Here is a 25,277-nt window from a genome sequence, read left to right as displayed (position 1 = left end):
CCTGTTGCCGGGCCTCGAGCGTGATGACGCGAACGACTCAGCTCCACAGGACCGGACGGAACCATGGGGCCGGAGGGCCGTAGCGGCCGGGGTCAGGTGGCGTCGTCGTAGCTGGCTCGGGGAGCCGGCGCCGACGGGGTGTCAGTGGCCGTGGCGGCCCGGGTCCCGTTCGACCGCAGGTCCGCGGCGTTGGCCACGTCCTTCAGCTCGTTGTGCACGCCGCCGACATCCGCGCGCAGGTCGTCGTAGACGCCCTGCAACGGCTTGCGGATCGCCGCCTCATCCTCCTCGCTGAGGAGGTGCTTGCGGATGAAGGCCTTCGGGTGCAGATCCTCGAGCTGGATGTCGGTGCCCAGCTCACGACTCAGGTCACCGGTGGCGTTGCGGGCCATGTTGCGCAGGTTGCGCACCAGCCGCAGGCCGTCGGTGATCACGGCGGGCAGCCGGTCACCGAAGATCAGCAGCGCCACGAGCAGCAACGCACCGATCTCCCACCAGTTCAGGTTGTCGAGCATCCCGTGGGCCTCCTCTCGGCGTCAGCAGCAAGACTACGCACGTCGGACGGCTTTCGGGCAGAGGGTGACGCGCTGTTCACTTGGCATCGGCAGCAAGGGTGACAGAGGTGTTCTGTCGGTCCGCTCCACGCCGGAACTCGACGGTCACCACCGAGCCGGGCGCGAACTTGCGGACCAGGGCGATCAGGTCCGTCGGCTCGGTCATCGGCCGGCCGTTGAGCTTCAGGATCACGTCGCCGACCCGCAGTCCGGCGCCGGCCGCCGGACCGGACGGCTCCACCGCGGCCAGCCGTACGCCGCCGCTGGCTCCCGCGCCCGGTCCGCCGACCTGGGCACCGATCACCGTACGCCGGGCCTTGCCGGTGCCGATGATGTCCTGGGTCACCCGCTTGGCCTGGTTGATCGGGATGGCGAAGGCGAGCCCGATGTTGCCGGCCTCCTGCCCCTCGGCGACCAGCGACTTGATGGTGGAGTTCACCCCGACCACCCGCCCGGCGCCGTCGACGAGCGGGCCGCCCGAGTTGCCGTGGTTGACCGCCGCGTCGGTCTGGATCGCCGCGTAGTACCGCACCGGACCGCCGGGCTCGCCGGCCTGCATCGTCCGGTCCAGGGCGCTCACGATGCCGGCGGTGACCGTGTTGGCCAGCGAGAGCGGTGAGCCGATGGCGAGCACCGGGTCGCCGACGGCCAGCGCGTCGGAGTCGCCGAACTCCACCGGTCGTAGCCCGGTCCGGCTCACCTTGATGACGGCGATGTCCGACTCCGGGTCCTGGCCGACCAGCGTCGCCGCCGCGGAACTGCCATCGTTGAAGATCACCGAGGCCTTGCCGCTGCCGCCGGCCACCACGTGGTCGTTGGTGATCACGTGCCCGTCGGCGCTGGCGATGAAACCGGAGCCCTCACTCGTCCCGCCGAGGCTGCTCACCCGCACGGTGACCACGCTGGGCAGGATCCGTTCTGCCACTCCGGCCAGCGACTCCGGCTTGCGCTGGGCCAACGCTGGCGGCTGCGCCGGATCGGCGCCGAGCACCGTTCCGCCGGCCCCGCCACGCACCGCGAACGCGTAGCCCAGCGCGCCACCGAGGGTGCCGGCCAGCAGCGCGGTGATCACCGGGATGAGCAGCAGGTGGCGCAGCGTCGGCCGCCCCGGCGCATCCGGGTCGGTGACCGGCTCGGGCTCCGTGCCCGCCGCCACGACCCCGGGCACCACCACCGCCGTCGGCGCCGCCGGATCCCGCCACGGATCTGCGAGTGCGTCGGACCACCAGGGCGACGCGCCGGCGGCGCCGGGCCCTCCCGACACCACGGTCGATGCCGGCCAAATGGTCGGTGGCGGGTTCGATGCCGGCCAGGCGGCCGGCGAGCCGTCATCGGGCACACCCGCCACGGGCGTCGCCGATGAGCCCGCTGGCGGGCTCCCGGCCATCGATGGGTCGCCGGGCGACGCCGCGGGCACGCCGCCGGCCCCCGGCGTGGTCGGCGACCCCGCCGGCGGGGCCTCTGCCCCGGGCGGTCGCGCCGGAGCCGGAGTTTCACCGCCCCGGCGCCAGTCCCAGCCGTCGGTCACGTCGGTGCCTCCCAGTCCGTCCCCGGATCCCGCGCCGCGTCGTCCGGCCACCGACCGGCGCGGTCGCGGCTGACGGGATACCGCCTCCAGGATTGCACGGATACACGCGGTGGAGTCAGCGGTTGCCCCCGGTGATCGCCGAGGGCGGAGGCGCGGCCGCGCCGCGCGGGGGTCGCCTCTACGCTCACAGTGCCAACCCGCCCCCGCACCACGCACCGCCCCCGGAGGTGCCCCATCGCCACGGTCGCCGGTTCCGGCAGTTCGACGACCCAGGCTCAGCAGTTCGCCGAGTCGTACGTCACCGAGGATCTCGTCCTGCGCACCGCCCGCAGCCTGGCCCACGAGGTGGGCCTCGACGCGGTCACCCCCGGCGCCGGAGCGGCGCTACGGCTGCTGGCCGCGGCCGGCAACGCCCGCGCCGTGGTGGAGATCGGCACCGGCACCGGGGTGAGCGGTCTCTGGCTGCTACGCGGCATGCGCGCCGACGGCGTGCTCACCACCATCGACGTGGAGGTGGAGCACCAGCGGATCGCGCGGCGGATCTTCAGCGAGGCCGGCTTCGCCGCCGGTCGCACCCGGATCATCACCGGTCGCGCCCTCGACGTGCTGCCCCGGCTCGCCGACGGGGCGTACGACCTGGTCTTCGTGGACGCCGAGGCGACCGGCTTCCACGCCTGCGTGGAAGCCGCACTGCGGCTGCTGCGCCCGGGGGGCGTGCTCGCGCTCAACGGCATGCTGGCCGGCGGTCGGATCGCTGACCCGGCCGCCCGCGACGCGGAGACGGTGACGGTCCGGGAGACGATCAAGGCGGTGCGGGAGTCCGAGCACTGGATCCCCGCGCTGCTCCCGGTCGGGCACGGGGTGCTCGCCGCGGTGAAGTGCTGACCCCGGTCAGTCGACGCTGGCCAGCCACCGCAGCAGCGAGCGGACACCCCAGCCGGTCGCGCCGCGGCTGAGCTCGGCGTGGTCGCCGTCCGCCCAGGACGGGGCCGACATGTCCAGGTGCAGCCAGCGGTCCCGCAGCTCGCCGGTGAACTCGCGCAGGTAGAGCGCGGCCACCACCGACCCGGCACCCTGGGACGGTGCGCTGTACAGGTCCGCGATCTCGCTGCCCAGGTACTCGACGTACTCGGTGGGCAGCGGCATCCGCCAGGCCGCCTCGCCGGCCGCCTCGGTCGCGGTGAGCACATCGGCGGCCAACTGGTCGTTCTCGCTGTACAGGGCGGCGGTCCGCTTGCCCAGCGCCACGGCGTTGGCCCCGGTGAGGGTGGCCAGGTCGAGCAGCAGGTCCGGCGCGAGCTGCTGCACCGCGTACGCCAGCGCGTCGGCGAGGACCAGCCGGCCTTCCGCGTCGGAGTTGGTCGTCTCGCTGGTCGTCCCGCCGTAGTGCCGGACGATGTCGCCGGGGCGGAACGCTGAGCCGCTGACCATGTTCTCGGCCAGCGGGGCCAACGTGGTGACCCGGACCGGCAACCGCAGCGCCGCGGCGCCGAGGGTGGCGGCGACGACCGCCGCCGCGCCGGCCATGTCCTTGCGCATCAGCTTCATCGCCGGCACCGGCTTGATCGAGATCCCGCCGGTGTCGAAGGTGATGCCCTTGCCGATCAGCACCACATGGGTACGCACGCTGGCGGGGTGCCAGTCCAGCTCGACCAGGCGGGGGCCGCTGGCCGAACCGCCACCCACGGCGAGGATCCCGCCGAAGCCCTCGGCGGCCAGCTCGTCCGGGCCACGGACCCGCAGGCGCAGGTCCGGCAGGTCGGCTGCGGCGGAGGCCACCTGGTCGGCGAACCACTGCGGATTCTTCACCGACGAGGGCGTGTTGGTCAGGTCACGGGCGAGGCGGGTCATCGCAGCGGTGGTCCGGGCCGTGGCGATGGTGGCCTCGTACGCGGCCGGGTCGGCGAGCAGCAGGTCGACGGCGCCGAGCGCGGGCGGGTCACCGGCCTCGGTCAGCCGGAACCGGTACGAGGCGAGCAGCAGCCCCTCGGTCAACCCGCCGACAGCGGCCGACGTCACCTCCGCCGGAAGTGCCACTGTGATGTGCGTCTCATCCACGGCGGCGCGGGCCAGGGCCGCGCCAGCGGCCCGCCAGGCCGCCTCGCCGCCGTCGCCGATGCCGAGCAGCAGCAGCCGGCCGGGCGTACGCCCCGGGCGCAGGTGGGTGCGGATCTCGCCGGCCCGGCCGGTCAGCCGGGCGACCGGTGCCAGTGCGGCGGCCTCTTCGGCGGCGCCGTCCGGCAGTGCCACAGCGGTCAGCGCCGGTTCGGCCGAGGCTTCGCCATCCGCTGCCGAATCGGTCGGACGGACGGGCAGGACGAGGACGTCGAGCCGGTCGGGCTCGGCGATCGGACGGATGGCGAGCACGCGGAACCGCACCTCCAGAAAAGTGTCGCGGAGCGGGACCGGACCCGTCTGTCCGCACAGATGAAGACCCTGAGCCACCGGCGATGCCGGTGGCTCAGGGACCGAGGAATCTCCGGGAGGTGTACGCCGCCCGGATCACTCCTCACTCAGCCGGCGGCCGCCTTCAACGCGTCACCGAGCGCGTTGGCCTCGTCGGGAGTCATCTCGACGACGAGCCGGCCACCGCCCTCCAGCGGGACCCGCATGACGATGCCCCGGCCCTCCTTGGTGACTTCCAGCGGACCGTCGCCCGTCCGCGGCTTCATCGCCGCCATGTTGTCTCCCCTCAGACCTACACCAGGGTCGGTGGGTTGCCCCACAGCCACTTCGTCACGACCACCCGCAACGGTCGCGGGGGTGTCGACCAACGATTTTCCCTGATGAACACCGCCGGACCCAAACCGGAGCAGCATTGATGTAACAGCATCTAGCTTATCTTGAGAAGGCCTGTCACAATGTGCGGTCATGCAGGCACGGTCGGCACTCTTCGACCTGTACGGCGACCACCTCCGACCGCGGGGTGGCCGGGCACCGGTCGCCGCCCTGGTCAAGCTATTGGCACCGTTGGGAATCGCGCCGCCGGCAGTGCGCACCGCCGTGTCCCGGATGGTGCGTCAGGGCTGGCTCGACCCGCTCCGACTGGTGTCCGGACCGGGATATTCGATCACACCGAAAGCCGCCCGGCGACTGGACGAGGCGGCGGCCCGAATCTACCGAACCGGCCGGGTCAGCTGGGACGGCCGGTTCGATCTGCTCGTGCTGGAGGCCCCCGGCTCCCGGCGGGAACGGCAGCGGCTCGCCGCCAACCTGAGCTTCCTGGGCTACGGCACGCTGGACGAGCAGACCTGGGTGGCCACCCGGCCCGCCGACGACGTCGACCTGCTCCTCGCCGAGGCCGGCGTCCGGTTCGAACGATTCACCGCCTCGCACTTCGCCGGCACCCCCGGCGCGATGGGCGTGGTCCGCCGGGCCTGGGACCTGACCGAGATCGGTCGCGCCTACGAACGGTTCGTCGCGGACCAGCGCCCGCTGCTCGGCGCGGTCACCGCACGCAGCAGCGACGAGGAGGCGTACGCCGCCCGGTTCCGGCTCGTGCACGCGTGGCGTACCTTCCTGTTCCAGGACCCGCAGCTGCCCCCGGCGCTGCTGCCCGAACGCTGGCCCGGCACCGCCGCGGCCAGTTTCTTCGACCGGCACGCGGCTCGCCTGCGCCCGGCCGCCGACCGGTACGTCGAGCAGTGCCTCGACGCCGGCAACCGCATCGTCCGACAGAAGGGTCGTTAGACACGTGACCGAGCCGTTGCTGGTCGACCGGACCGACGCCGTCGTCACCCTCACGCTGAACCGGCCGAACGCGATGAACGCCCTCGACGTGGCGCTCAAGGAGGCGCTTCGGGACACCCTCGCGGAGCTGGAGACCGACCGGTCCTGCCGGGCGGTCGTGCTGGCGGGCGCGGGTGCGTCGTTCAGCGCCGGTCAGGACCTGCGCGAGCACGTGTCGACGCTGGAGAACACCGCCAGCGACCCGCTGGGCACCGTCCGGGCGCACTACAACCCGATCGCGGCCCGGCTGGCCAATCTGCCCAAGCCGGTGGTGGCGGCGGTCCGTGGGATGGCTGCCGGGGCGGGGGCGTCGCTGGCCTTCCTCGCCGACATCCGGATCGGTGGCCCGACCACCAGCTTCCTGATGGCCTTCGCCAAGGTCGGCCTCGCCGCCGACACCGGCGCGTCCTGGACGCTGCCGCGGCTGGTCGGCCATGCCAAGGCGGTGGAGCTGTTGATGCTGGCCGAGCCGGTACGCGCCGAGGAGGCCTGCCGGTTGGGGCTGCTCAACCGGCTGGTGGACGACGACGAGCAGGTGCTGCCGACCGCGCAGGAGCTGGCCGCGCGCCTCGCCGCCGGTCCCACCGTCGCGTACGGGGCGATCAAGCGGCAGCTCTCCATCGCCGACGCCGGCACCCTCGCCGACGCGCTGGCCGCCGAGGCGCAGGCACAGTCGATCTGCGGCGCCACCGTCGATCACCGGGCGGCCACCCTCGCCTTCGTCGCGAAGCGGAAACCGGTCTTCGAGGGACACTGAACGCGACTCGCACCCCGCCCTTACCGTCCTCGAACACGGGCCGCCTAGCGTCGCCCACATGACCGACCGTGAAGCGGTGGCACACCTGCTGCGCCGGGCCACCTTCGGGCCGACCGCCGACGAGGTGGACGCGGCCGAACGGGCCGGGCCGGCAGCCACCCTGGACAGCCTCCTGAACCCGAACCGGGCGGACCGGGGCGCAACCGCCACCCCGCTCCCGGCGTTGCCCCCGGACCCGTACGCCGCGCTGACCAAGGAATCCACCCGTGAGCAGCGGCAGCACGCCAACGCCGAGCGCCGGGAGCAGCTCCAGCGGCTGACCCTCTGGTGGCTGGACCGGATGGTGGCGGCCGAGGACGGGCTGACCGAGAAGCTGCTCTTCTTCTGGCACGGGCACTGGGCGACCAGCGCGCAGAAGGTCAAGTCCGCCCGCCTGATGCTGGGCCAGTTGGAGACGCTGCGCCGCCACGGGCGCGGGCCACTGGGGCCGCTGGTCGCCGCGATGGTGCGCGACCCGGCCCTGATCCTCTGGCTGGACGGGCAGAAGAACACCCGCAAGGCGCCGAACGAGAACCTGGCCCGCGAGCTGATGGAGCTGTTCACCCTCGGCATCGGCAGCTACACCGAGGCCGACGTGAAGGCCGGCGCGCGGGCGCTGACCGGCTGGGTGGTGGACCGGCGCACCGGCATCGCGCGATTCGAGACCCGCCGGCACGACCCTGGGGAGAAGACCATCCTCGGGCACAGCGGCCGGTTCGACGGCGAGTCGTACGCCGGGCTGCTGGCCGCCCAGCCCGCGGCGGCGACGTTCGTGGCCGGCCGGCTCTGGTTCCGCTACGCCGGCACCGACGTCCCGGCGCCGGCCGGCCTGGCCGGTACGGACACCGTCGCCACCCTCCGCACGCTCTTCTCCTCACCAGTTTTCGCCCAGACCAGGGGCACCCTGGTCAAGCAGCCGGTGGAGTGGGTGGTCGGCGCGCTCCGGCAACTCGGCATCCGACCTTCGAAGCTGCCGGAGCAGCGACGCAAACAACTGCTGGCCGGCCTGAACGCGCTGGACCAGGTGCCGCTGCGCCCGCCCAGCGTGGGCGGCTGGCCGGCCGGGCCCGCCTGGCTGACCACCTCGTCGTTGCAGGCCCGGCTCCGGACGGCCGGGATGCTGGCCGCCGCCGCGACACCGGCGGTGCTGGCCCGGCTGACCGCAGCGCCCACCGCCGGCCGCCCGGACGCCCTGGCCCGGCTGCTGGTGGTCGACGGATGGGGTGCCCGCACCCGCGCCGCCCTGACCCCGCTGGCCGGCGAGCCCCGGACGCTGCTGGCCGCCGGCCTGGTCAGTCCCGAGTACACCGTCAGCTGAGCCGAGGAGTCGATCGATGGACACCGTGACCCGACGGAAGTTCCTGCTCACCAGCGGAGTGGTCGGCGCGGGCGCGCTGGCCGCCGGGGCCGGCGCGTACAGCCTGCGGGACCTCCTGGACACCGCCGGAGACCGCGATCCGCAGTCCCGCACCCTGGTGCTGGTCACCCTCTACGGCGGCAACGACGGCCTGAACACCGTCATCCCGTACGGCGACCCGGCCTACCGGACGGCTCGCCCCGAGCTGGCGTACCCGGACGGGGAGGTGCCCCGGTTGGACGACGACTTCGGTCTCAACCCCGCGCTGGCCGGCCTGCACCAGCGCTGGTCCGGCGGCGGACTGGCGATCGTGCGCGGGGTCGGCTATCCGAAGCCGGACCGCAGCCACTTCCGGTCGATGGACATCTGGCACACCGCGCAACCGGACCGGCCGGGCAACACCGGCTGGCTGGGTCGCTGGCTGGACGGGGCAGGCGGGGACCCTCGGCTGGCGGTCTCCTTCGAGCCGGCGCTGCCGCCGCTGCTGGCCGGGGCGCGGAGCGCGGGCGCCGCGGTACCGGTGGCCGACCGGAAGGCCGCCAGGGGGCTGTCAGCGGAGACGCTGACCGCGTTCGCCGCCCCCGAGGCCGGCGAGTCGGCGGCCCGGGGTCGGGCCGCCGCCTGCTTCGCCGACCTGCGGTCGGTGGACGAGATGATCCGCCACGTCCGCGACTCCACGGACACCGAAGCGGTGGACCCGGACGGCGAGCAGGCGACGGCGACGGCCACCGGCGGGGCACGGACACCCCTGGACGCGCAGCTGGACCTGGTCGCGCAGTGTGTCGAGGCCGAGGTGTCCACCCGGGTCTTCTCGGTGTCCCTCGGCGGGTTCGACACGCACGCCGACGAGAAGCAGTTGCAGGCCGTCCTGCTGGGTCAGGTGGACCGGGCGTTGACCGGCTTCGCCGACCGGATGAGTCGCACCGAGGCGGGGCGGAAGGTGGTCGTCGCGGTCTACTCGGAGTTCGGCCGCCGGGTCCGGGCCAACGCCTCGGACGGCACCGACCACGGCACCGCCTCGGACATGCTGCTCCTCGGTTCCGGGGTTCGCGGCGGCTGGCACGGCGCGCCGCCCAGCCTCACCGACCTCGACGACGGGGACCTGAAATACACCACCGACTTCCGGGACGTCTACGCCACGCTGCTGGAGCGGGTGCTGGACACCGACCCGGGCCCGGTGCTCGCCGACTGGCGAGGGCGGCTGGACGGCCTTTTCTAGTCGTCCTCTTCCGGGTCCTGGTTGGCCTCCGCGCCCAGCACGAACGCCTGCATGGCCAGCTCGTCCCCGGAGGGCGACACGAAGGCGGGCAGCTCACGCGGCCCCAGCTCCTGCACGTAGGACCAGAAGAGCCGGACCGCCTCGGCCGGCGTGCCGGCCTCGATCGGCAGGTCGAGGCTGACCAGCCAGGTGCGCCGCACGGGGGGCGGGCCGAGCCGGTCGGCCAGCGCCCGGAAGGCCACCGTATCCAGCGCGGTGAGAGGCCCGTCGAGCGCCAGCCGGTCGGCCGGCACCGGCTCGTCGAAGGCCCGTCGGGTGTACGCCACGACGAACGTCCCGGGCTCGACCGGGGATTGCGGATCGTCCGGGTCTTCCCGGTGCCGTCGGGCCGGTGCGGTGACCCGGCCGAGCGCCACCAGCCGGGGCGGCGTGTCGGCCACCACCGCCACCCGGTCACCGGGGCCCGGCAGGCTGACGTCCGTCAGCCCGGTCAGCTCCAGCGTGTCGTGGTGCACGAGCCGCTCGGCCTCGTACCGCTCGGCGGGCAGCAGCAGCGCCCAGGTGCCCGTCCCGTCGACGTGGCCGGCCTCACCGGCCCGGTGCGCGGTCTCGGTCGTCATGTCTGCCATCCCATCACGCCGCCGGTGGGAGCGTGACGTGGCAGCCGACGATGTGATCGTCGACCATGCCGGTGGCCTGCATGAGCGCGTACGCGGTGGTCGGCCCGACGAACCGGAAGCCGCGCTTCTTGAGCGCCTTGGCCATCGCCGTCGACTCCGGGGTGATCGCCGCGAGCTCGGCGAACGACGAGGGGCGGGCCGGCCGGGGCGCCGGGGCGAAGGACCAGAGCAGCGCGGAGATCCCATCGGGCAGCTCGAGCGCGGCGCGGGCGTTGGCGATCGCCGCCTCGATCTTGGCTCGGTTTCGGACGATGCCGGCGTCGGCGAGCAGCCGGGTCACGTCGGCGTCGCCGTAGCCGGCGACGGTCGGGATCCGGAACTCGTCGAAGGCCAGCCGGAACGCGGGGCGCTTGCGCAGGATGGTCAGCCAGGACAGGCCGGACTGGAACGCCTCCAGGGTCATCCGCTCGTAGAGCGCGTCGTCGCCGTGCAGCGGCCGCCCCCACTCGGTGTCGTGGTAGACCGCGTAGTCGGGGGTGCTTCCCCCCCAGGCGCAGCGTGGCAGCCCGTCGGCGCCGATCACCAGGTCAGTCACCTCGTACACGCTAGGCCATCGGGCCGACAGCCCATCGCCGCCGGCCGCCCCGGCTGCCCCGCGCCGGCTGACAGCCGCCGCGAGCATGGTCAGGGCAGCCGGCCCTGCTCGACCAGACGGGCGAACCTCTTCAGCGCCTGGGTGAGGCTGACCTTGGAGCCGGGCCAGAGCACCGGCCACGCCAGCCGACCGGCCGGGCCACCCGGAAGGTGGAACCACTCGTGCCAGACCACCTGGGTGCGGGCCCGGTCCATCTGGGTGCAGCGCAGCACACCGGGGCCGCGCAGCAGCCGGCCGCAGTGCACCACCCCGATCTCGTACGGCTCGTCGACCCGGACCACCCGCATCTCGTCGCGCAGCACCACCGGGCCGAGAGCGGTCACGGCCTCGATCAGGCTGCCCTCACGGCCATCGCCCTCGACCACCCGCAGTCGGGTGAACGGGATCCAGTCGGACTGACGTTCCCAGGCGAGCAGCGCGGTGAAGACCCGCTCCGCCGGGGCGTTGACGATCACCGTGGCGGTCACTTCGCCGGCACCGGGTTGGGCAGCCTCGCGGAGATCGTCGGCGCCCGCCGGGTCGGTCACGCCGACTCCGACCGAACCACCGCGCCGTGCTGTCCGGTGCCGTCGGCCGACTCACCGTCGGCCGGCTCACCGTCACCCTGAGCGGCGGCCGGTGCCACGCCGTCGGAGTCCGCCGGAGAGGAGCTGGCACCGGGCAGGGGGCCGGCGACGGCCGAGCCGACCGGGGCAGCGCCGGATCCGGCGTCGTCGACCGGCCGCTCGACCTGCTGAGCCGCCGCGCCCTCGTTCGTCGCGGCGCCGGCGGACTGCTCACGGGCCCGGCGCAGCGCGTCCGCGTCGGCGGTGCGTCCCGCACGCAACGCGGTCACCTCCGCCTCCAGCACGCCGATCAGCTCCGACTTGTAGCCGATGTCGTAGGCGGCGCGGCGCATCGCCTGATCGACCTGGGCCATCCGGTACCCGCGCAGCCCGGTGTCGAAACGGACCGCGCCCACATCGGATTCGTGCAACGGCCGGGTGCCCGGCAACGCCACGGCCTGGGAATCCGGCTCGGCGGGCGCCAGGCCCGGATCACGACCGGTGACCAGCACCGTCACGCCGAACACCACCGCCGCGACGGTCAACGCCACGACCAGGAGGAGCAGAAGCTGACCCATGCACTGATCGTGGCATGGCGACCGGCCGTGAGCGAGCCCACCACCCACCCCGATCACGATCAACGCCGACGCCGCGCGGCGTTCCGGTCCGCCGACCGGCTAGCGTCGGGACCGGCCGACGCGGTGGCGACGGTGCGGAGTCTCAGGAGGCGGGCATGACCGGGGCGCTTCGGCTGGGTGGGCGGACGTTCGCCCCCGGCGAGCTGGTGGTGATGGCGATCGTCAACCGTACGCCGGACTCGTTCTTCGACCGGGGCGCCACCTTCGCCGCCGACAGCGCCCTGCGCGCGGTCGAGCGGGCCGTGGACGAGGGCGCGGCGATCATCGACATCGGCGGGGTGAAGGCTGGGCCCGGCGCCGAGGTGGACGTCACCGAGGAGATCCGGCGCACGGTGGACACCATCGCGGCCGTCCGGGCCGCGTTCCCGGAGGTGGTCGTCTCCATCGACACCTGGCGCGCTGAGGTGGCGGTGGAGGCCGTGGCGGCCGGCGCCGACCTGCTCAACGACACCTGGTCGGGCGCCGACCCGGCGCTCGCCCGGGTGGCCGCGCAGACCGGCGCCGGCCTGGTCTGCTCGCACGCCGGCGGGCTGGTCCCGCGGACGCGGCCGCACCGGGCCGCTTTCGACGACGTGGTCGCCGACGTGGTCGCGACGGTGACCGGGCTCGCCGAGCGCGCGGTGGCGGCGGGGGTACGCCCCGACGGAATCCTGATCGACCCGGCGCACGACTTCGGCAAGAACACCCGGCACTCCCTGGAGATCACCCGCCGGCTGGACGAGTTGACCGGGACCGGCTGGCCACTGCTGGTGGCGCTCTCCAACAAGGACTTCATCGGCGAGACGCTGGACCTGCCGGTGGCCGAACGGCTGGAGGGGACGCTCGCCGCGACGGCGATCTCCGCCTGGCTCGGTGCCCGGGTGTTCCGGGCCCACCAGGTCGCGCCCACCCGCCGGGTGCTGGACATGGTGGCCGCGATCCGCGGCGACCGGCCGCCCGCGGTGACCCGCCGGGGCCTGGCCTGACCGCTCGTCCCGGCAACCGGCCGCGAACGGTCGGGCGGACCGGCACGATCGCCGGAGGCCCGGGCGGTCAGGTCCAGCGCAGGATGTTCCTACGCCAGGCATAGAGGATGCCCAGTGCGAGCACCGCCACGAACACCGCCATCTCCACCACTGTGACCAGGCCGAAGCCCGGCCGGTCGAAGACCACCGCCCAGGGGAAGAGGAACACCGCCTCGACCGCGAAGAGGACGTAGAGGTAGGCGTAGACGTAGTAGCGGATCTGCATCTGCGCCCAGTCCGCGCCGACCGGGTCGAGCCCGCACTCGTAGCTGGTCCGCTTGCCGTGCGGATCGGCCGGACGGGCGGGACGTAACACCCGGTTGGCCGAGAACGCCGTAACGAAGAACAGGACGCTGGCGAGCAGCAAGAGCCCGAGCGTCGCGTACGAGCCCAGGTATCCGGTCACGTCCGGGAGCCTACCGTCCGCCCGGATCGGCCGTCCCGAACACGTTACGGATTTGTTTCCGAATGGGACTAGTGCTCCAAGGCAACCGTTACCGAATACTGGACCCCCACCCATGTCACCGGAGGACAGATGGCCAGCGTGCAGGTTCCGCCCGACCCCCGGGCGGCCCGGCGGCGTCCCAGGCCCCTGCTGGCGACCTCGCTCGCGCTCGGCCTGCTCACGGCGCTCGCCGTGGCACCGGCCTGGGCCAGCGCCGGGGTGCCGGACGCCAGTCCGGTCGCGGGGGTGACCGACCCGGCGACCGAGCCCGAGCCGGGCCCGGAAACCACCCCGGCGGAGGAGCCCACCCCGACCGGGGATCCGGATGGCGATCCCGTGCCGACCGACCCCGCCCCGGAGACCACCGCACCACCGCCGGAGACGACGCCACCGGCCCCGCAGACCACCGCGCCCGACGTACCACCGGCGCCGACCACCACCGCGCCCGCGCCGGGCAGCAGCACCGCCCGGCCGCCCACGCCCGGGTCACCGGCGCCCCCGACGCCGTCCGCGCCCCCGGTCCGTCCGCCGGCACCGGGCCCGGAGCCGCCGGCGCCGAACCCGCTCGGCGTACGGGTCACCACCGAGGACGTCACCCTCACGGGCGCGTACTGGAATGCGGCCAGCACCGCCACCACGCTGCGGGTCACGGTGACCAACACCGGCACCACCGCCCAGCGGATCCGGCTCTCGTACACCCTGCCCGCCGGGCTCACCGACGCCGGAACGAAGGGCTGCGCCACCACCGGTGGCGGCGCGTACCGCTGCGGGGCCTGGACGGCCGAGGCGGGCGCACGGTTCAGCAGCCTGCTCCGGCTGCGGGTCGCCGGCACCGCGTGGAAGCGGATGCCACTCAGCGGCTCCGTGCAGGTCACCGCGAACGCACCGGGAGTGGCCGGTGAGGCCGCCGACGACCAGGGCTTCGCGGTGCTCGTCCCGCCGGGTCCACCGGTGTCCGGGATCTCGCTGGCCGCCGACGACGTGAGCTTCGACATCAGCGGCGCGGCGAGCACCCTCGCGGTCCGGCTGGGCAACACCGGCACGGTGGATGCGACCGGCCGGGTCGAGGTGATCCTTCCGGCCGGGGTGAGCGTGCCGGCCCCACCGGCCGGATGCGTGGCGGTCGACCCGACCCGCACCCGGTGCGACATCGGTCCGGTGCCGGCGGGCAGAACCGCCGAGCTGCGGCTGCCGGTGGAGGCGACCGCGCAGGCCCAGCGGGAGGCGCCGCTGTCCGGCGCGGTGATCGGGCAACTCGACCCGCGCAGCGGCCCGACCCGGCAGGTACAGATGAGCTTCCGGATCACCGCGGCGGCCGCGCTGGCCACCCCGGTGGTCTCCCCGCCCGCGCCCACGGGCTCGCAGGGCGTGCTCCCCGCCGGGGGCTCCGCCGACGATGGCGGGATGACCTCGGTGCAGCGCACCGCGGTCATCCTGATCGTGGTCTCCGCGTTGCTGGTGGTGCTGGCCCTCACGTTGGCCACCACCTCGCTGCGTCGCCGGCTCACCGACCCGACCACGGTCCCCACCGACTGACCAGCCGCACCACGCGCCCCGCCACCCCGAGGGTCGCCGGCGGGACGTCGACGGTGATCTGGATTACGGCGGGCTGGTCGAAACGCCGCAATACGCCGCAATACCCAACCGGATCCGGTCCCAGTCGGCGGACCTCCGGGGGAGGTCGGGGGTCTGTTCGACGTAGGCTCTCAGGTGAGGAACGACAGCGGACCGGACCAGCCTGGAGCGGTGCGGTGCAGCGGTGCGTCAAGGAGGTCCCGTGACCGGGCAAGGCGAGGTCACCATCATGTTCAGCCGCCCGCGCGACCGCGCGCAGCGAAGCGAGGTGCAGGCGTGACCAAGCAGATCCGTCAACTCGACCGGGTGGTCATCCGGTTCGCCGGTGACTCCGGCGACGGCATGCAGCTGACCGGCGACCGGTTCACCTCGGAGACGGCGCAGCTCGGCAACGACATCTCCACACTGCCCAACTTCCCCGCCGAGATCCGGGCGCCTGCCGGCACCCTGCCCGGCGTGTCGAGCTTCCAGGTGCACTTCGCCGACTACGACATCCTCACCCCGGGCGACGCGCCCAACGTGCTGGTGGCGATGAACCCGGCGGCGCTCAAGGCCAACCTGGCCGACCTGCCGCGCGGCGCGGACATCATCGTCAACACCGACGAGTTCACCAAGCGCAACCTGGCCAAGGTCGGCTACCAGGTCAGCCCACTGGACGACGACTCGCTGGCCGGTTACGTCCTGCACCCGGTGGCGCTGACCTCGATGACCGTCGGCGCGCTCGCCGCGCACGACGTGTCCAAGAAGGACGCCGAGCGGTCGAAGAACATGTTCGCCCTCGGCCTGCTCTCCTGGATGTACTCCCGGCCGTACGAGTCGACGCTGCGCTTCCTGGAGCGCAAGTTCGCCGCCCGTCCCGAGTTGGTCGCGGCGAACGTGGCCGCCTTCAGGGCCGGCTGGAACTTCGGCGAGACCACCGAGGACTTCGCGGTCCGCTACGAGGTCAAGCCGGCGAAGATGAAGCCGGGCACCTACCGCAACATCACCGGCAACGCGGCGCTCTCGCTGGGTCTGGTCGCCGCCGGGGTCCGCTCCGGGCTGCCGGTCTTCCTCGGCGCGTACCCGATCACGCCGGCGTCGGACATCCTCCACGAGCTGAGCAAGCACAAGCGCTTCGGTGTGATCACCATGCAGGCTGAGGACGAGATCGCCGCGGTCGGCGCGGCGCTGGGCGCGTCGTACGGCGGGTCACTCGGGGTGACCACCACCAGCGGCCCCGGCGTGGCGCTCAAGAGCGAGACGATCTCTCTCGCGGTGGCGCTGGAGCTGCCACTCGTGATCGTGGACGTGCAGCGCGCCGGCCCGTCGACGGGCATGCCGACCAAGACCGAGCAGGCCGACCTCAACATGGCGCTCTACGGCCGGCACGGCGAGGCACCCGTCGCGGTGATCGCGCCAAGGTCGCCGTCGGACTGCTTCTTCGCCGCGCTGGAGGCGGCCCGGATCGCGCTGACCTACCGCACCCCGGTGATCCTGCTGTCCGACAACTACGTCGCCAACGGCTCGGAGCCGTGGCTGCTGCCCGACGTGGAGTCGCTGCCCGACCTGCGGGTGGAGTTCACCACCGAGCCCAACGGCGAGGACGGCACCACCTTCCTGCCCTACCTGCGCGACCCCGAGACCCTGGCCCGGCCGTGGGCGATCCCGGGCACCGCGGGCCTGGAGCACCGGATCGGCGGCCTGGAGAAGGCCGACAAGACCGGTGACATCTCCTACGACCCGGCCAACCATGACTTCATGGTCCGCACCCGCGCGGCCCGGATCGAGACGATCCCCGTGCCGGACATCGAGGTGGAGGACCCGGACGGCGACGCCCGCGTGCTGGTACTCGGCTGGGGGTCGACGTACGGGCCGATCGGGGCGGCGTGCCGCGGGCTGCGCCAGCGCGGCCTGTCCATCGCCCAGGCGCACCTGCGGCACCTGGCCCCGATGCCGGCCAACCTGGCTGAGGTCCTGCGCTCGTACGACCGGGTGGTCATCCCGGAGATGAACCTGGGCCAGCTCGCCCACGTCATCCGGGCCCGCTACCTGGTCGACGCGATCAGCTACAACCAGGTCCGCGGCCTGCCGTTCACGGCCACCGAGCTGGAGACGACGCTGGAAGAGGTGCTGAAGAATGTCTGAGCCCGTCGCCCTCAAGCTCACCGCCAAGGACTTCAAGTCCGACCAGGAGGTGCGCTGGTGCCCCGGCTGCGGCGACTACGCGATCCTGGCGGCCATCCAGCAGTTCATGCCGGAGCTGAACATCCCCCGGGAACGGACCGTCTTCGTCTCCGGGATCGGCTGCTCGTCACGCTTCCCGTACTACATGAACACGTACGGGATGCACTCGATCCACGGCCGCGCTCCGGCGATCGCGACCGGCCTCTCGGTGTCCCGGCCCGACCTGTCGGTCTGGGTCGTCACCGGTGACGGTGACGCGCTCTCCATCGGCGGCAACCACCTGATCCACGCGCTGCGACGCAACGTCAACCTCAAGATCCTGCTGTTCAACAACCGGATCTACGGGCTGACCAAGGGGCAGTACTCGCCCACCTCCGAGGTCGGAAAGGTCACCAAGTCGACCCCGGCCGGTTCGGCGGACGCCCCGTTCAACCCGCTCTCCCTCGCGCTCGGCGCGGAGGCCAGCTTCGTCGGCCGGACCATCGACTCCGACCGCAAGCACCTGCAGTCGGTGTTGCGGGCCGCCGCCGAGCATCAGGGCTCCGCATTCGTGGAGATCTACCAGAACTGCAACATCTTCAACGACGGGGCTTTCGACCAGCTCAAGGACCCGACCACCCGGGACGACTACCTGATCCGCCTGGAGCACGGGCAGCCGATCACCTTCGGTGCCGAGGGGCAGTTCTGCGTGGTGCACCCGCCGGGCGGGTTCGGCCTGGAGGTCCGGGAGACCAGCTCGGTCCGCCCGGAGGAGGTCGTCGTGCACGACACGACGGTCGCCGACCCGGCGTACGCGTTCGCGCTGTCCCGGCTGCCCGGCCTGGACCTGCGGAACACCCCGATCGGAGTGTTCCGCTCGGTGGACCGCCCGTCCTACGACAGCGTGGTGCAGAGCCAGCTCGCCGCCGCCAAGGCGAAGGTCACCGAGACCCCTGAGCAGCAACTGGCGGGCCTGCTGGCCAGCGGCGACACCTGGACGATCATCTGACCCTCGCGGCCGCAGGCGCACCGCGCGCCGAACCGGCCATCGGAGCGATGGAGAAACGGCGAGAAGGGGCCCGCAACCAATGGTTGCGGGCCCCTTCCGTTTGCGGTGACAGCCCTCGATCAGAAGATCGGGTTGAACCCGCCCCAGCCGCTGGAGATCACCTTGCCGCTCGCGTCGAGCCACTGACCGTAGCCGTTGGTGGTGTAGAGCCGCATCTGGTTGCTGCTGTTGACGCCCAACAGATCCATCATGTTGTCGCCGCTCCAGTCACCCGGAACCATGATGGTCTTGTAGTTGGCCCAGCCGCTGCCGATCTGGGTACCGGACGGGTTGGTCCAGCCGCCCGTGCCGTTGGACTGGTACATCTTCAGCACGCCCGTGGAGGTGCGGCCGATCAGCACCTCCAGCCCGTCACCCTTCCAGGCGCCCGGGGTGAGGAACAGGTTGAACCCGTTCCAGCCGGTGCCGATCCGGGTGCCCGACGGGTTCTCCCAGCCGCCCGCACCGTTGCTGGTGTAGCGGAGCAGGTCGCCGTTGGACTTGCGGACCATCAGGCTCGGACGGTTGTTACCCAGCCAGTTGTTCGTCACCATGAGAGCGGTGAAACCCGCCCATCCGCTGCCGATCTTCTTGGCTCCGCCGACGAAGTTGCCGGCGCCGTCGGTGTTGTAGATGAACAGCTCACCGTTCGGCTTCATGGCCATGATGGACGGCTTCTTGTCGCCATTCCAGTTGTAGACCCGGAAGACCCGGCTGAAGCCGGACCACCCCGAGTTGATCTGCCGCTTGTAGTAGAAGCCGCCAAAACCGTCGTTGGCGAAGCCGCTGCCGTAGTACAGCTGCAGGTTGCCCGCGCTGTCCCGACCGATCAGGTCGGTGTGCCCGTCGCCGGACCAGTCGGCGTTGATCAGCTTCGGCCGGGTCAGGTCCGCCTTGATGGCACTGTTGTAGAAGCTCAGCCGCTCGTAGTAGCCCGGGGACGACCCGCAGGGCTCGAAGCCCCAGTCGGTGATACCGACCTGGACCCCGTTGACGAGCAGCGGACCGCCCGAGTCACCCCCGCAGGTGTCGCTGCTCGGCGTGGTGTCGGTGCCCGAGCCAGCGCAGATCATCCGGTCGGCGATGTAGAGCCCCGTGTCGTCGCAGACCTCGTCGGACTGAATCGGGACGGTCGCCTTGCGCAGCCGGCTGTCCGGGGCCGCGTCGTTGGACGAGGTGACGCCGTAGCCCGCGATCTGGGCCGGGGTGCCGGCCACGTACGGGCTCTGGTCGCCCTGGGCGCTCAGCGACACCGGGGTGTACGCGCTGGGCAGGTTCTGCTTGAGCGTGAGGACCGAGACGTCGTCCACGATCGGAGCGAAGGGGTTTTCGTACTGGGCGGCGATGTTCCAGCCCGGGTGGGTCCAGGTCGAGCCGACCTCGGCGACGAACCCGCTGCCATCGATGATCTGACCGGTGCTGTCGAACAGCCGGTCCTTGCCGGCGATGACCCGAGTGGTGCCGGGCCCGTCGGCGGTGCAGTGCGCGGCCGTCAGCACCTTGTTGGGGGCGATGATCGTGCCGGTGCACCAGTACCAGAAGTAGTCCGAACCTTCCTGGAAGCTGGTGACGATGCCCACGATGTACGGGAACTCGGAGGCGCTCGCCAGGCTCCCCTGGAAGACCTTGGGAGACGCAACCGTGCCGGACTCGAACGCCCGGCCCTTGGCGCCCGGCTCGGGAAGCGTGAGCTTCCCCTTGTGCAGGTTCGGCAGCTTCTTGAACCGGTCCGGTTGCGAACTTCTCGCCGCGTCGTACACGCCGCCCCCGGCGGGGGCGGCCTGAGCACTGGTCGCAGGCGCGACGGCCGCCACGCCCATGAGAGCGAGGCTCGCCACGACACCGGCGTACCACCGCCGTCGGGCTCCTGCGGATGTTGCCACTTCAGCCACTGATTGCTTCCCGTCGTTCGATTAACGAGGCACTCGGAACGGCCCGGATGAGATGCGTCCGATCGGACGGGAAGACCACGACCGACGCCGGGAGCCCATGGCCCCTTGCGAAAAGTGTGTTGCCCCCGTCGTGCCTGCGCCAACGACACCGCGCCGAACACTCGCTACGGCGACCTCATTGGCAGTTCCAAGCCGCCACACACTAGCAAGCATCACGGCGTGAAAAAAGCGCCAAATAGAGGACCTTCACTCAGCCTTGGGGGCGAACCGCGCGGCTCGAAGGGTGACCGGCTGGAGCACGCGCGAGAAGAACGGTGAAAGCCCTCGGGTCAATCGAAATGGGGAACAGCGGGGCGGTGGCTGGCCTTTCGGTGCAGAACGGCCAGCCACCGTCCGAACGGGAGGCTCCGGTCAGCGCTGCGCGGACGCCGGCAGCCAGAGGTTGTCGATCTCCTTCTCGGTTGCCGCGAGGCTCGCCTCGTGCAGCGGAATCAACTCGGCCATCGCCGGGACCGACGGGGCGAGTGTCAGCTCGGTGCTGATGAAGCGCGGCTCCATGCCGGTCAGCGAGAGACCGTGCGGGAGCCACGGCTCGGCGTGGTCCCAGCCGTTGCGAGGCGTGCCCTCGCCGTAGCCACCACCCCGGGTGGCCAGCACGACGAACTCGCGCCCGCCGAGCAGGCCCTCCTGAGACGCCGGGTCGTACGCCAGGCCCGGCACGATCAGGTGGTCGACCCAGGCCTTGACGCTGCTGGGCGCGCCGTAGTTGTAGAGCGGCAGGCCGAGCAGCACCACGTCGGCCTGCTTCACCTCGTGGACCAGCTGCTCGCTGAGCTCCCAGGATTCGCGCTGCGCCGGGGTGTGCTGGTCGGTGGGCGTCATCCGGGCCAGACCGCCCGCCGCGTCGAGGTGCGGCAGTGGCTCGGTGCCCAGGTCCCGGTACGTCACCGTGCCCTCGGGGTGGGCCGCCTGCCAGACGGCGACAGCGCGGGCGGTGAGCCGTCGGCTGACGGACCACTCGCCACGGATGCTCGAGTCGATATGTAGCAGGTTCATTATTCCCCCTCCAGGGATCGTATGTGAAGCACCAACTATTTATAGCAGGTTGATGTTCCACCAGCTCGGTAGACTGGGTCACATGTCCGCCGCGCCGCTCGACTCCTCGGAGCACCGCTCAGGCCCGCTGCTGGACCATCTGGCCAGGCGCATGCGGCTGCGGTCCGAGTCGGTGCTGTCGCCACTGGGCCTGCGGCCGCGGCATCTGGTCGCGCTCACCGTGCTGCGGGACGGCGGCGGGACCAGCCAACAGGCGCTCGCCAGCACCCTGGCCATGGACGGCACCAACATCGTCGGGCTGCTCAACGACCTCGAGTCGATGCAGCTGATCGAGCGGCGCCGCTCGCCCGAGGATCGCCGCCGACACGTCGTCGAACTCACCGATGACGGGGCAAAACGGCTCAACGAGGCGGAGTGCGCCCTCGCCAGCGCCGAGAACGAGGTGTTGGGGGCACTGGAGCCCGACGAGCGGGAGAAGCTCTACCTACTGCTCCGGCGGGCCGCCACCGGGACGACGATCACCTGCGAAGCGGTGATCCTCGAGGACACGTCTCCCGTCGACAGCCGCTGATACCACGGCAGCGGCGTGCGGCTCAGACCGCCGTGGTCGACTGGGGGCGATCGTCGCGGACGTGCACCAGCATGTCGCCGGTCTCGATCACCGCGCCGGCCCGGTCGGCCAGGGTGACCACCTTGCCCCGCCGGACCAGGGCGATCACCAGCGATTCCAGCTCACGCGGCGAACGACCCACCTCGTCGCGCTCGGCCGAACGCATCGCCAGCGCCATGCCCTGACCCGGGGTGAGCAGGTCCTCCACCACGTCGATGAGCGGCGGCGCCGAGGTGGAGAGACCGAGCAACCGACCGGCGGTGGCCGAGGAGACGATCACGTGGTGCGCACCGCTCTGCTTGAGCAGCGGAGCGTTCTCCGCCTCCCGGGCAGCTGCGATGATGCGGACCTGACCGGCGGTGAGCTGCCGCACGGTCAGCGCCACCAGCACCGAGGCGTCATCACTGTCGGTCGCGATGATCACGGCCTTCGCGTTCCGGACGTGCGCCTCGTTGAGCACCGACGACCGGGTCGCCGAGCCCTCGATGGCGACCAGCCCGGCCGAGGTGGCCTGCCGCAGGGCGGCGCCGCTGCGCTCCACCACCACGATCCTCGACCGGTCCAGACCGTTCTCCATCAGGGCGGAGACCGCGCTGCGGCCCTTGGTGCCGTAGCCGCAGATGATGACGTGGTCCTTCACGGTTCTCCTCCACCGCGACAGGCGACGGCCGGTCCGGTACTGCTCGGTCAGGACTTCCAGGGTGGTGCCGACCAGGATGATCAGGAAGAGCACCCGGGCGGGCGTGACGAAGAGGACGTTGACCAGCCGGGCCGACTGCGCGGCCGGGGTGATGTCGCCGTAGCCGGTGGTGGAGAGCGAGACCACCGCGTAGTAGAAGCAGTCGAGCAGCGTCAGGCCGTCCTCGTTGACGTCGCGGTAGCCGTCCCGGTCCAGGTAGACCGCGCTGACCACGGCCAGGACCAGGCCCAGGGCGGCGGCCAGCCGTAGGCTCAACGCGCTCAGCGGACCTCGGCGCTGAGCAGGGAAATGGATCACCGTCGAACCTGCTCCGCCACCGTCGCCTGCACGCCCACAACATAGCCGGTACGGCTCGGTTCCCAGTCCGGGGTGCCGATCGGGCAACCGATCGCGGCACCGGGCCCGACTACCAGGCGACAGCGACGAACCGGCCGAGGCCGAACACCACGGTCGACGGGCATCCGGCGCGGTTCGGTGGGCAGGATGGCGAGGAGTCGCTGACCGTCTACGACGTCAACGGGGCGACCGTGACGATCGACGACGACGCACTGCTGCCCGCCGGCGGCACCCGGGCCCTGTTCCGCGCGGTCACGCTGGTGCCCGAGCCGGCCACCTGGCACACCCACCTGGGCCGATGAGGTGCCGGGTCCGCGTCGACGCGTCGGCGCGGACCCGTACGGGTCGGCCGCGAGAGCCGGGAACGGGCATGATGGGGCTGACCATCCGACGACCGCGAAAGCGAGGCCCGCATGTCGTTGCTGCGACGAGTGATCGGCGGTGTGCTGCGCCGCCACCGTCAGCGCCAGGGCCGCACGCTGCGCGATCTGGCCCAGTCGGCCGGCGTCTCCGTGCCCTACCTCTCGGAGGTGGAGCGGGGGCGCAAGGAGGCCTCGTCCGAGGTACTCGCGGCGATCTGCCGGGCGCTCGGCATCAGCCTCTCCGACCTGCTCGGGGAGGCCCGCGACGACATGCGCCGGGTCGAGCCGCGCATCCCAGCCGCGCCGCGAGCGGTGTTGAGCCGGCTCGAGCGGGTCGAGGTGGCCCGACACGACGCCGGAAACCACGCCCTGCGGGTGGGCCCGCGCACCTCCGGGCCGATCCTGCACCGGGGGCCGGGGGCGACCGGCCCGACCCTGCACGTCGGAGCGATGGCCTCCACCGGTGGCCTGCGCCCCGGTCCGCGTACCGCCGCCCCGCGGGGCTGCGCGCGGGCCCGGGCGGGTGCGCGGCGCTTGACCGCCGCGTAGGCCGCGCGGTTCTGCCGTCGGCAGATCTGCCACCGGCAGAATCCCTGGGCCAGCCACCGCCGCCGCCGCACGCTGGAGGGGCCGGTCCACCGGGCGGCCCCGCCGCCCGCCGGCACGGTGGAAGGCGGGCGCGATGATCGGGTACGGCGTGCGGATGTTGGACGGCGGGCAGCCGTCCTTCGGTGACCAGGTGTTCGAGCGGCTGCTGCGGGAGCGGATCGTCTTCCTCGGCACCGAGGTGACCGAGGAATCGGCCAACCAGATCTGCGCGCAGATCCTGCTGCTCGCCGCCGAGGACCCTGATCGGGACATCTACCTCTACATCAACTCGCCGGGCGGCTCGGTGAGCGCCGGGATGGCGGTCTACGACACGATGCGCTACGTCCGCAACGACGTGGCCACGCTGGCGCTGGGGTTCGCCGGCTCGATGGGGCAGTTCCTGCTCTGCGCCGGCGCGGCCGGCAAGCGGTACGCGCTGCCGCACTCGCGGATCATGATGCATCAGCCATCCGGCGGGATGGGCGGCACCGCCTCGGACATCAGGATCCAGGCGGAGAACATGCTGCACGTGAAGCACACCATGCAGGAGCTGATCGCGCAGCACAGTGGACGAACGCTCGCCGAGATCCAGCGGGACTGGGACCGCGACCGCTGGTTCACCGCCGAACAGGCCCTGGAGTACGGCCTGGTCGACCACGTGCTCACCCGGGCCGAGCAGCTACCGGCGGTCTGACCCGCGGCGGGTCGGGGCAGGTCGACGTTCCTGTTCAGCGCGTTGAACCTGTGCCGATGCCGGACGCGACCCCCTCGATCCGCGTCCGACCAGGCACGGGGCGGGCTTGCGTGAAGCTGGCCCTGAACTTCGGAGCCTATTCCCACCGGTGGGAATAGGCGCGGCAGACGAGGGGCAGCGCATTTTCCCCGATTCTCGTTACAGAGATGTTTGCAAATCTCAAGTGCCCGTCACCGGCACCTCGGCATCGCGGTGGGGGTGGTGCTCACGAAATCGGCTGGCGGTCGCCCGTTAGGGTCACGTCTATGCGTCGACTGATCCCAACCCTTTCGATCGCCCTCGTCGCCGCCCTCGTGGCCGGCTGTGGCACCAACTCCGGCGGCGACTCCGCCGCACCCCCATCCGCCCCCGCGACGTCCAAGGCCGACCCGGTCACCACCATCCGGCAGGCCATGGATCGCAGTCTCGCCGGCACCGTCACCATGGACGCTTCGATCAAGGCCGGCACCCAATCCATCACGCTCAGCGGAAAGATGGATCCGGCCTCCCGGGCGGTCCAGGTCACCGGTAATGCCCCGGAGCCGATGGAGGCCCGGCTGATCGGCGACGCCGCCTACATCAAGTCGGACTCGCTCGAGGGCGAGAAGCCGTGGATGAAGATCGACCTCACCAAGCTCAGGCCAACCAGCTCGCTGCGCCAGTCCTTCGACATCAAGTCGCAGACCGGCCTCATCGGCGGCGTCGTGTCCGCACAGGAGGTGGACGGTGGCCGTTACACCGGCACCGCCGACCTGAACAAGGCTGCCGAGGCCGCCAGCACCGATGGCGGCATGCGCGAGGGCCTGGAGTCGTCAGCGAAGCTGGCGAAGGACCCGAAGGCGATTCCGTTCGAAGCGACTGTCGACGCCGACGGCCGTCTCACCGCGCTGTCCTACACGATCGCCACGAAGACCGTGGGCGACCTGGTCACCGACATGCGCATGAGCGGCTTCGGCGAGAAGGTCTCGGTGACCGCGCCGCCCGCCAACGAGACCGAGAACGCCTCCGCGGAGATGTACAAGTTCCTCTGACCGGCCAGCACGCCCCCGGCACAGGTCGAGGGGCATCCCGGGCCGCGTCCACCGGCCGTCGGCGTCGACGACCGCCAGCCCGGGCGCCACTGGCAGTGACGCGAAGCACCCCCC

General features: G+C 72.0%; 25 protein-coding genes. 13 read left to right on the top strand and 12 right to left on the bottom strand.

Annotation, left to right across the window (positions count from 1 at the left end; genetic code table 11):
- Positions 1-92: 92 nt before the first annotated feature.
- Together KBX63_RS22295 and KBX63_RS22290 are read right to left on the bottom strand one after the other, a co-directional pair.
- Complete coding sequence (locus KBX63_RS22295; RefSeq protein WP_210913655.1) at positions 93-515, bottom strand: preprotein translocase subunit TatB; 423 nt, start codon at positions 513-515, stop codon at positions 93-95.
- 76 nt (positions 516-591) lie between these two features.
- Positions 592-2,097, bottom strand: a complete 1,506-nt coding sequence (locus KBX63_RS22290) for a trypsin-like peptidase domain-containing protein (protein WP_374102257.1) — start codon at positions 2,095-2,097, stop codon at positions 592-594.
- A gap of 300 nt (positions 2,098-2,397) precedes the next feature.
- On the opposite strand from KBX63_RS22290, the gene KBX63_RS22285 reads away from it, so the two are divergent.
- Complete coding sequence (locus KBX63_RS22285; protein ID WP_210913834.1) at positions 2,398-2,967, top strand: O-methyltransferase; 570 nt, start codon at positions 2,398-2,400, stop codon at positions 2,965-2,967.
- Between the two features lie 6 nt (positions 2,968-2,973).
- On the opposite strand, the gene KBX63_RS22280 is transcribed toward KBX63_RS22285, so the two are convergent.
- Entirely contained in the window at positions 2,974-4,449 is a 1,476-nt protein-coding gene (locus KBX63_RS22280; protein ID WP_210913653.1) for a M17 family metallopeptidase, read from the bottom strand.
- 146 nt (positions 4,450-4,595) lie between these two features.
- On the bottom strand, positions 4,596-4,763 hold the full coding sequence (locus KBX63_RS22275; RefSeq protein WP_007455245.1) for a DUF3117 domain-containing protein: 168 nt from the start codon (positions 4,761-4,763) through the stop codon (positions 4,596-4,598).
- Positions 4,764-4,953: 190 nt separating this feature from the next.
- Between KBX63_RS22275 and KBX63_RS22270 the strand changes: the two genes are divergently transcribed.
- The 4 genes from KBX63_RS22270 to KBX63_RS22255 are packed head-to-tail and all read left to right on the top strand — an operon-like array spanning position 4,954 to position 9,183.
- On the top strand, positions 4,954-5,772 hold the full coding sequence (locus KBX63_RS22270; protein WP_210913652.1) for a PaaX family transcriptional regulator C-terminal domain-containing protein: 819 nt from the start codon (positions 4,954-4,956) through the stop codon (positions 5,770-5,772).
- A 4-nt stretch (positions 5,773-5,776) separates the two neighbouring features.
- A complete protein-coding gene (locus KBX63_RS22265; protein ID WP_210913651.1) occupies positions 5,777-6,568 on the top strand; it encodes an enoyl-CoA hydratase-related protein in 792 nt (263 codons plus the stop codon).
- A 58-nt stretch (positions 6,569-6,626) separates the two neighbouring features.
- Complete coding sequence (locus KBX63_RS22260) at positions 6,627-7,925, top strand: DUF1800 family protein (protein ID WP_210913650.1); 1,299 nt, start codon at positions 6,627-6,629, stop codon at positions 7,923-7,925.
- Positions 7,926-7,941: 16 nt separating this feature from the next.
- Positions 7,942-9,183: a DUF1501 domain-containing protein gene (locus tag KBX63_RS22255; protein WP_210913649.1), complete on the top strand. Its 1,242-nt coding sequence runs from the start codon at positions 7,942-7,944 to the stop codon at positions 9,181-9,183.
- On the opposite strand, the gene KBX63_RS22250 is transcribed toward KBX63_RS22255, so the two are convergent.
- From KBX63_RS22250 to KBX63_RS22235, 4 genes are all read right to left on the bottom strand, one after another.
- Positions 9,180-9,803, bottom strand: a complete 624-nt coding sequence (locus KBX63_RS22250; RefSeq protein ID WP_210913647.1) for a hypothetical protein — start codon at positions 9,801-9,803, stop codon at positions 9,180-9,182. The two genes, KBX63_RS22255 and KBX63_RS22250, sit on opposite strands and share 4 nt — an antisense overlap.
- 13 nt (positions 9,804-9,816) lie before the next feature.
- The gene (locus KBX63_RS22245; RefSeq protein WP_210913646.1) at positions 9,817-10,398 is read right to left on the bottom strand and encodes a DNA-3-methyladenine glycosylase I; all 582 of its coding nucleotides are present in this window, start codon (positions 10,396-10,398) and stop codon (positions 9,817-9,819) included.
- A gap of 89 nt (positions 10,399-10,487) precedes the next feature.
- Positions 10,488-10,985, bottom strand: a complete 498-nt coding sequence (locus tag KBX63_RS22240; protein ID WP_210913643.1) for an SRPBCC family protein — start codon at positions 10,983-10,985, stop codon at positions 10,488-10,490.
- Positions 10,982-11,581 (bottom strand): DivIVA domain-containing protein, encoded by a 600-nt coding sequence (locus tag KBX63_RS22235; protein WP_210913638.1) that lies wholly within the window; start codon positions 11,579-11,581, stop codon positions 10,982-10,984. Before KBX63_RS22235 ends, KBX63_RS22240 begins: the two co-directional genes overlap by 4 nt.
- Before the next feature lie 155 nt (positions 11,582-11,736).
- Between KBX63_RS22235 and folP the strand changes: the two genes are divergently transcribed.
- Positions 11,737-12,606: a dihydropteroate synthase gene (gene folP / locus KBX63_RS22230; protein ID WP_210913637.1), complete on the top strand. Its 870-nt coding sequence runs from the start codon at positions 11,737-11,739 to the stop codon at positions 12,604-12,606.
- A 67-nt stretch (positions 12,607-12,673) separates the two neighbouring features.
- On the opposite strand, the gene ndhC is transcribed toward folP, so the two are convergent.
- Positions 12,674-13,051 (bottom strand): NADH-quinone oxidoreductase subunit A, encoded by a 378-nt coding sequence (ndhC, locus tag KBX63_RS22225; protein ID WP_109819197.1) that lies wholly within the window; start codon positions 13,049-13,051, stop codon positions 12,674-12,676.
- Positions 13,052-13,180: 129 nt separating this feature from the next.
- On the opposite strand from ndhC, the gene KBX63_RS22220 reads away from it, so the two are divergent.
- The 3 genes from KBX63_RS22220 (at position 13,181) to KBX63_RS22210 (ending at position 17,816) form a co-directional block, all read left to right on the top strand.
- Positions 13,181-14,626 carry a hypothetical protein gene (locus KBX63_RS22220; RefSeq protein WP_210913636.1) on the top strand — a complete coding sequence of 482 codons (1,446 nt, stop codon included), beginning with the start codon at positions 13,181-13,183 and terminating at the stop codon, positions 14,624-14,626.
- Between the two features lie 315 nt (positions 14,627-14,941).
- Complete coding sequence (locus tag KBX63_RS22215; RefSeq protein ID WP_210913635.1) at positions 14,942-16,789, top strand: 2-oxoacid:acceptor oxidoreductase subunit alpha; 1,848 nt, start codon at positions 14,942-14,944, stop codon at positions 16,787-16,789.
- Complete coding sequence (locus tag KBX63_RS22210; protein WP_210913634.1) at positions 16,782-17,816, top strand: 2-oxoacid:ferredoxin oxidoreductase subunit beta; 1,035 nt, start codon at positions 16,782-16,784, stop codon at positions 17,814-17,816. Before KBX63_RS22215 ends, KBX63_RS22210 begins: the two co-directional genes overlap by 8 nt.
- Before the next feature lie 119 nt (positions 17,817-17,935).
- Here KBX63_RS22210 and KBX63_RS22205 read toward each other — a convergent pair whose 3' ends face one another.
- Positions 17,936-19,693 (bottom strand): trypsin-like serine protease, encoded by a 1,758-nt coding sequence (locus KBX63_RS22205; protein ID WP_210913632.1) that lies wholly within the window; start codon positions 19,691-19,693, stop codon positions 17,936-17,938.
- A 465-nt stretch (positions 19,694-20,158) separates the two neighbouring features.
- Entirely contained in the window at positions 20,159-20,803 is a 645-nt protein-coding gene (locus tag KBX63_RS22200; protein ID WP_247662866.1) for an FMN-dependent NADH-azoreductase, read from the bottom strand.
- Positions 20,804-20,885: 82 nt separating this feature from the next.
- Between KBX63_RS22200 and KBX63_RS22195 the strand changes: the two genes are divergently transcribed.
- Positions 20,886-21,374, top strand: coding sequence for a MarR family winged helix-turn-helix transcriptional regulator (locus KBX63_RS22195; RefSeq protein ID WP_210913630.1), 489 nt, complete (start codon positions 20,886-20,888; stop codon positions 21,372-21,374).
- Positions 21,375-21,396: 22 nt separating this feature from the next.
- Here KBX63_RS22195 and KBX63_RS22190 read toward each other — a convergent pair whose 3' ends face one another.
- Positions 21,397-22,410, bottom strand: coding sequence for a TrkA family potassium uptake protein (locus tag KBX63_RS22190; RefSeq protein ID WP_210913628.1), 1,014 nt, complete (start codon positions 22,408-22,410; stop codon positions 21,397-21,399).
- Between the two features lie 452 nt (positions 22,411-22,862).
- Here KBX63_RS22190 and KBX63_RS36475 point away from each other — a divergent pair, with 452 nt between their 5' ends.
- From KBX63_RS36475 to KBX63_RS22175, 3 genes are all read left to right on the top strand, one after another.
- Positions 22,863-23,360 (top strand): helix-turn-helix domain-containing protein, encoded by a 498-nt coding sequence (locus KBX63_RS36475; protein ID WP_210913616.1) that lies wholly within the window; start codon positions 22,863-22,865, stop codon positions 23,358-23,360.
- 133 nt (positions 23,361-23,493) lie between these two features.
- On the top strand, positions 23,494-24,093 hold the full coding sequence (locus KBX63_RS22180; RefSeq protein ID WP_210913614.1) for a ClpP family protease: 600 nt from the start codon (positions 23,494-23,496) through the stop codon (positions 24,091-24,093).
- A gap of 305 nt (positions 24,094-24,398) precedes the next feature.
- A complete protein-coding gene (locus KBX63_RS22175; protein WP_210913613.1) occupies positions 24,399-25,163 on the top strand; it encodes a hypothetical protein in 765 nt (254 codons plus the stop codon).
- Positions 25,164-25,277: the final 114 nt, after the last annotated feature.

Source organism: Micromonospora sp. U21, assembly GCF_018070045.1.
Lineage (GTDB): Bacteria > Actinomycetota > Actinomycetes > Mycobacteriales > Micromonosporaceae > Micromonospora.
This window is presented reverse-complemented; position numbering and strand designations above follow the sequence as displayed.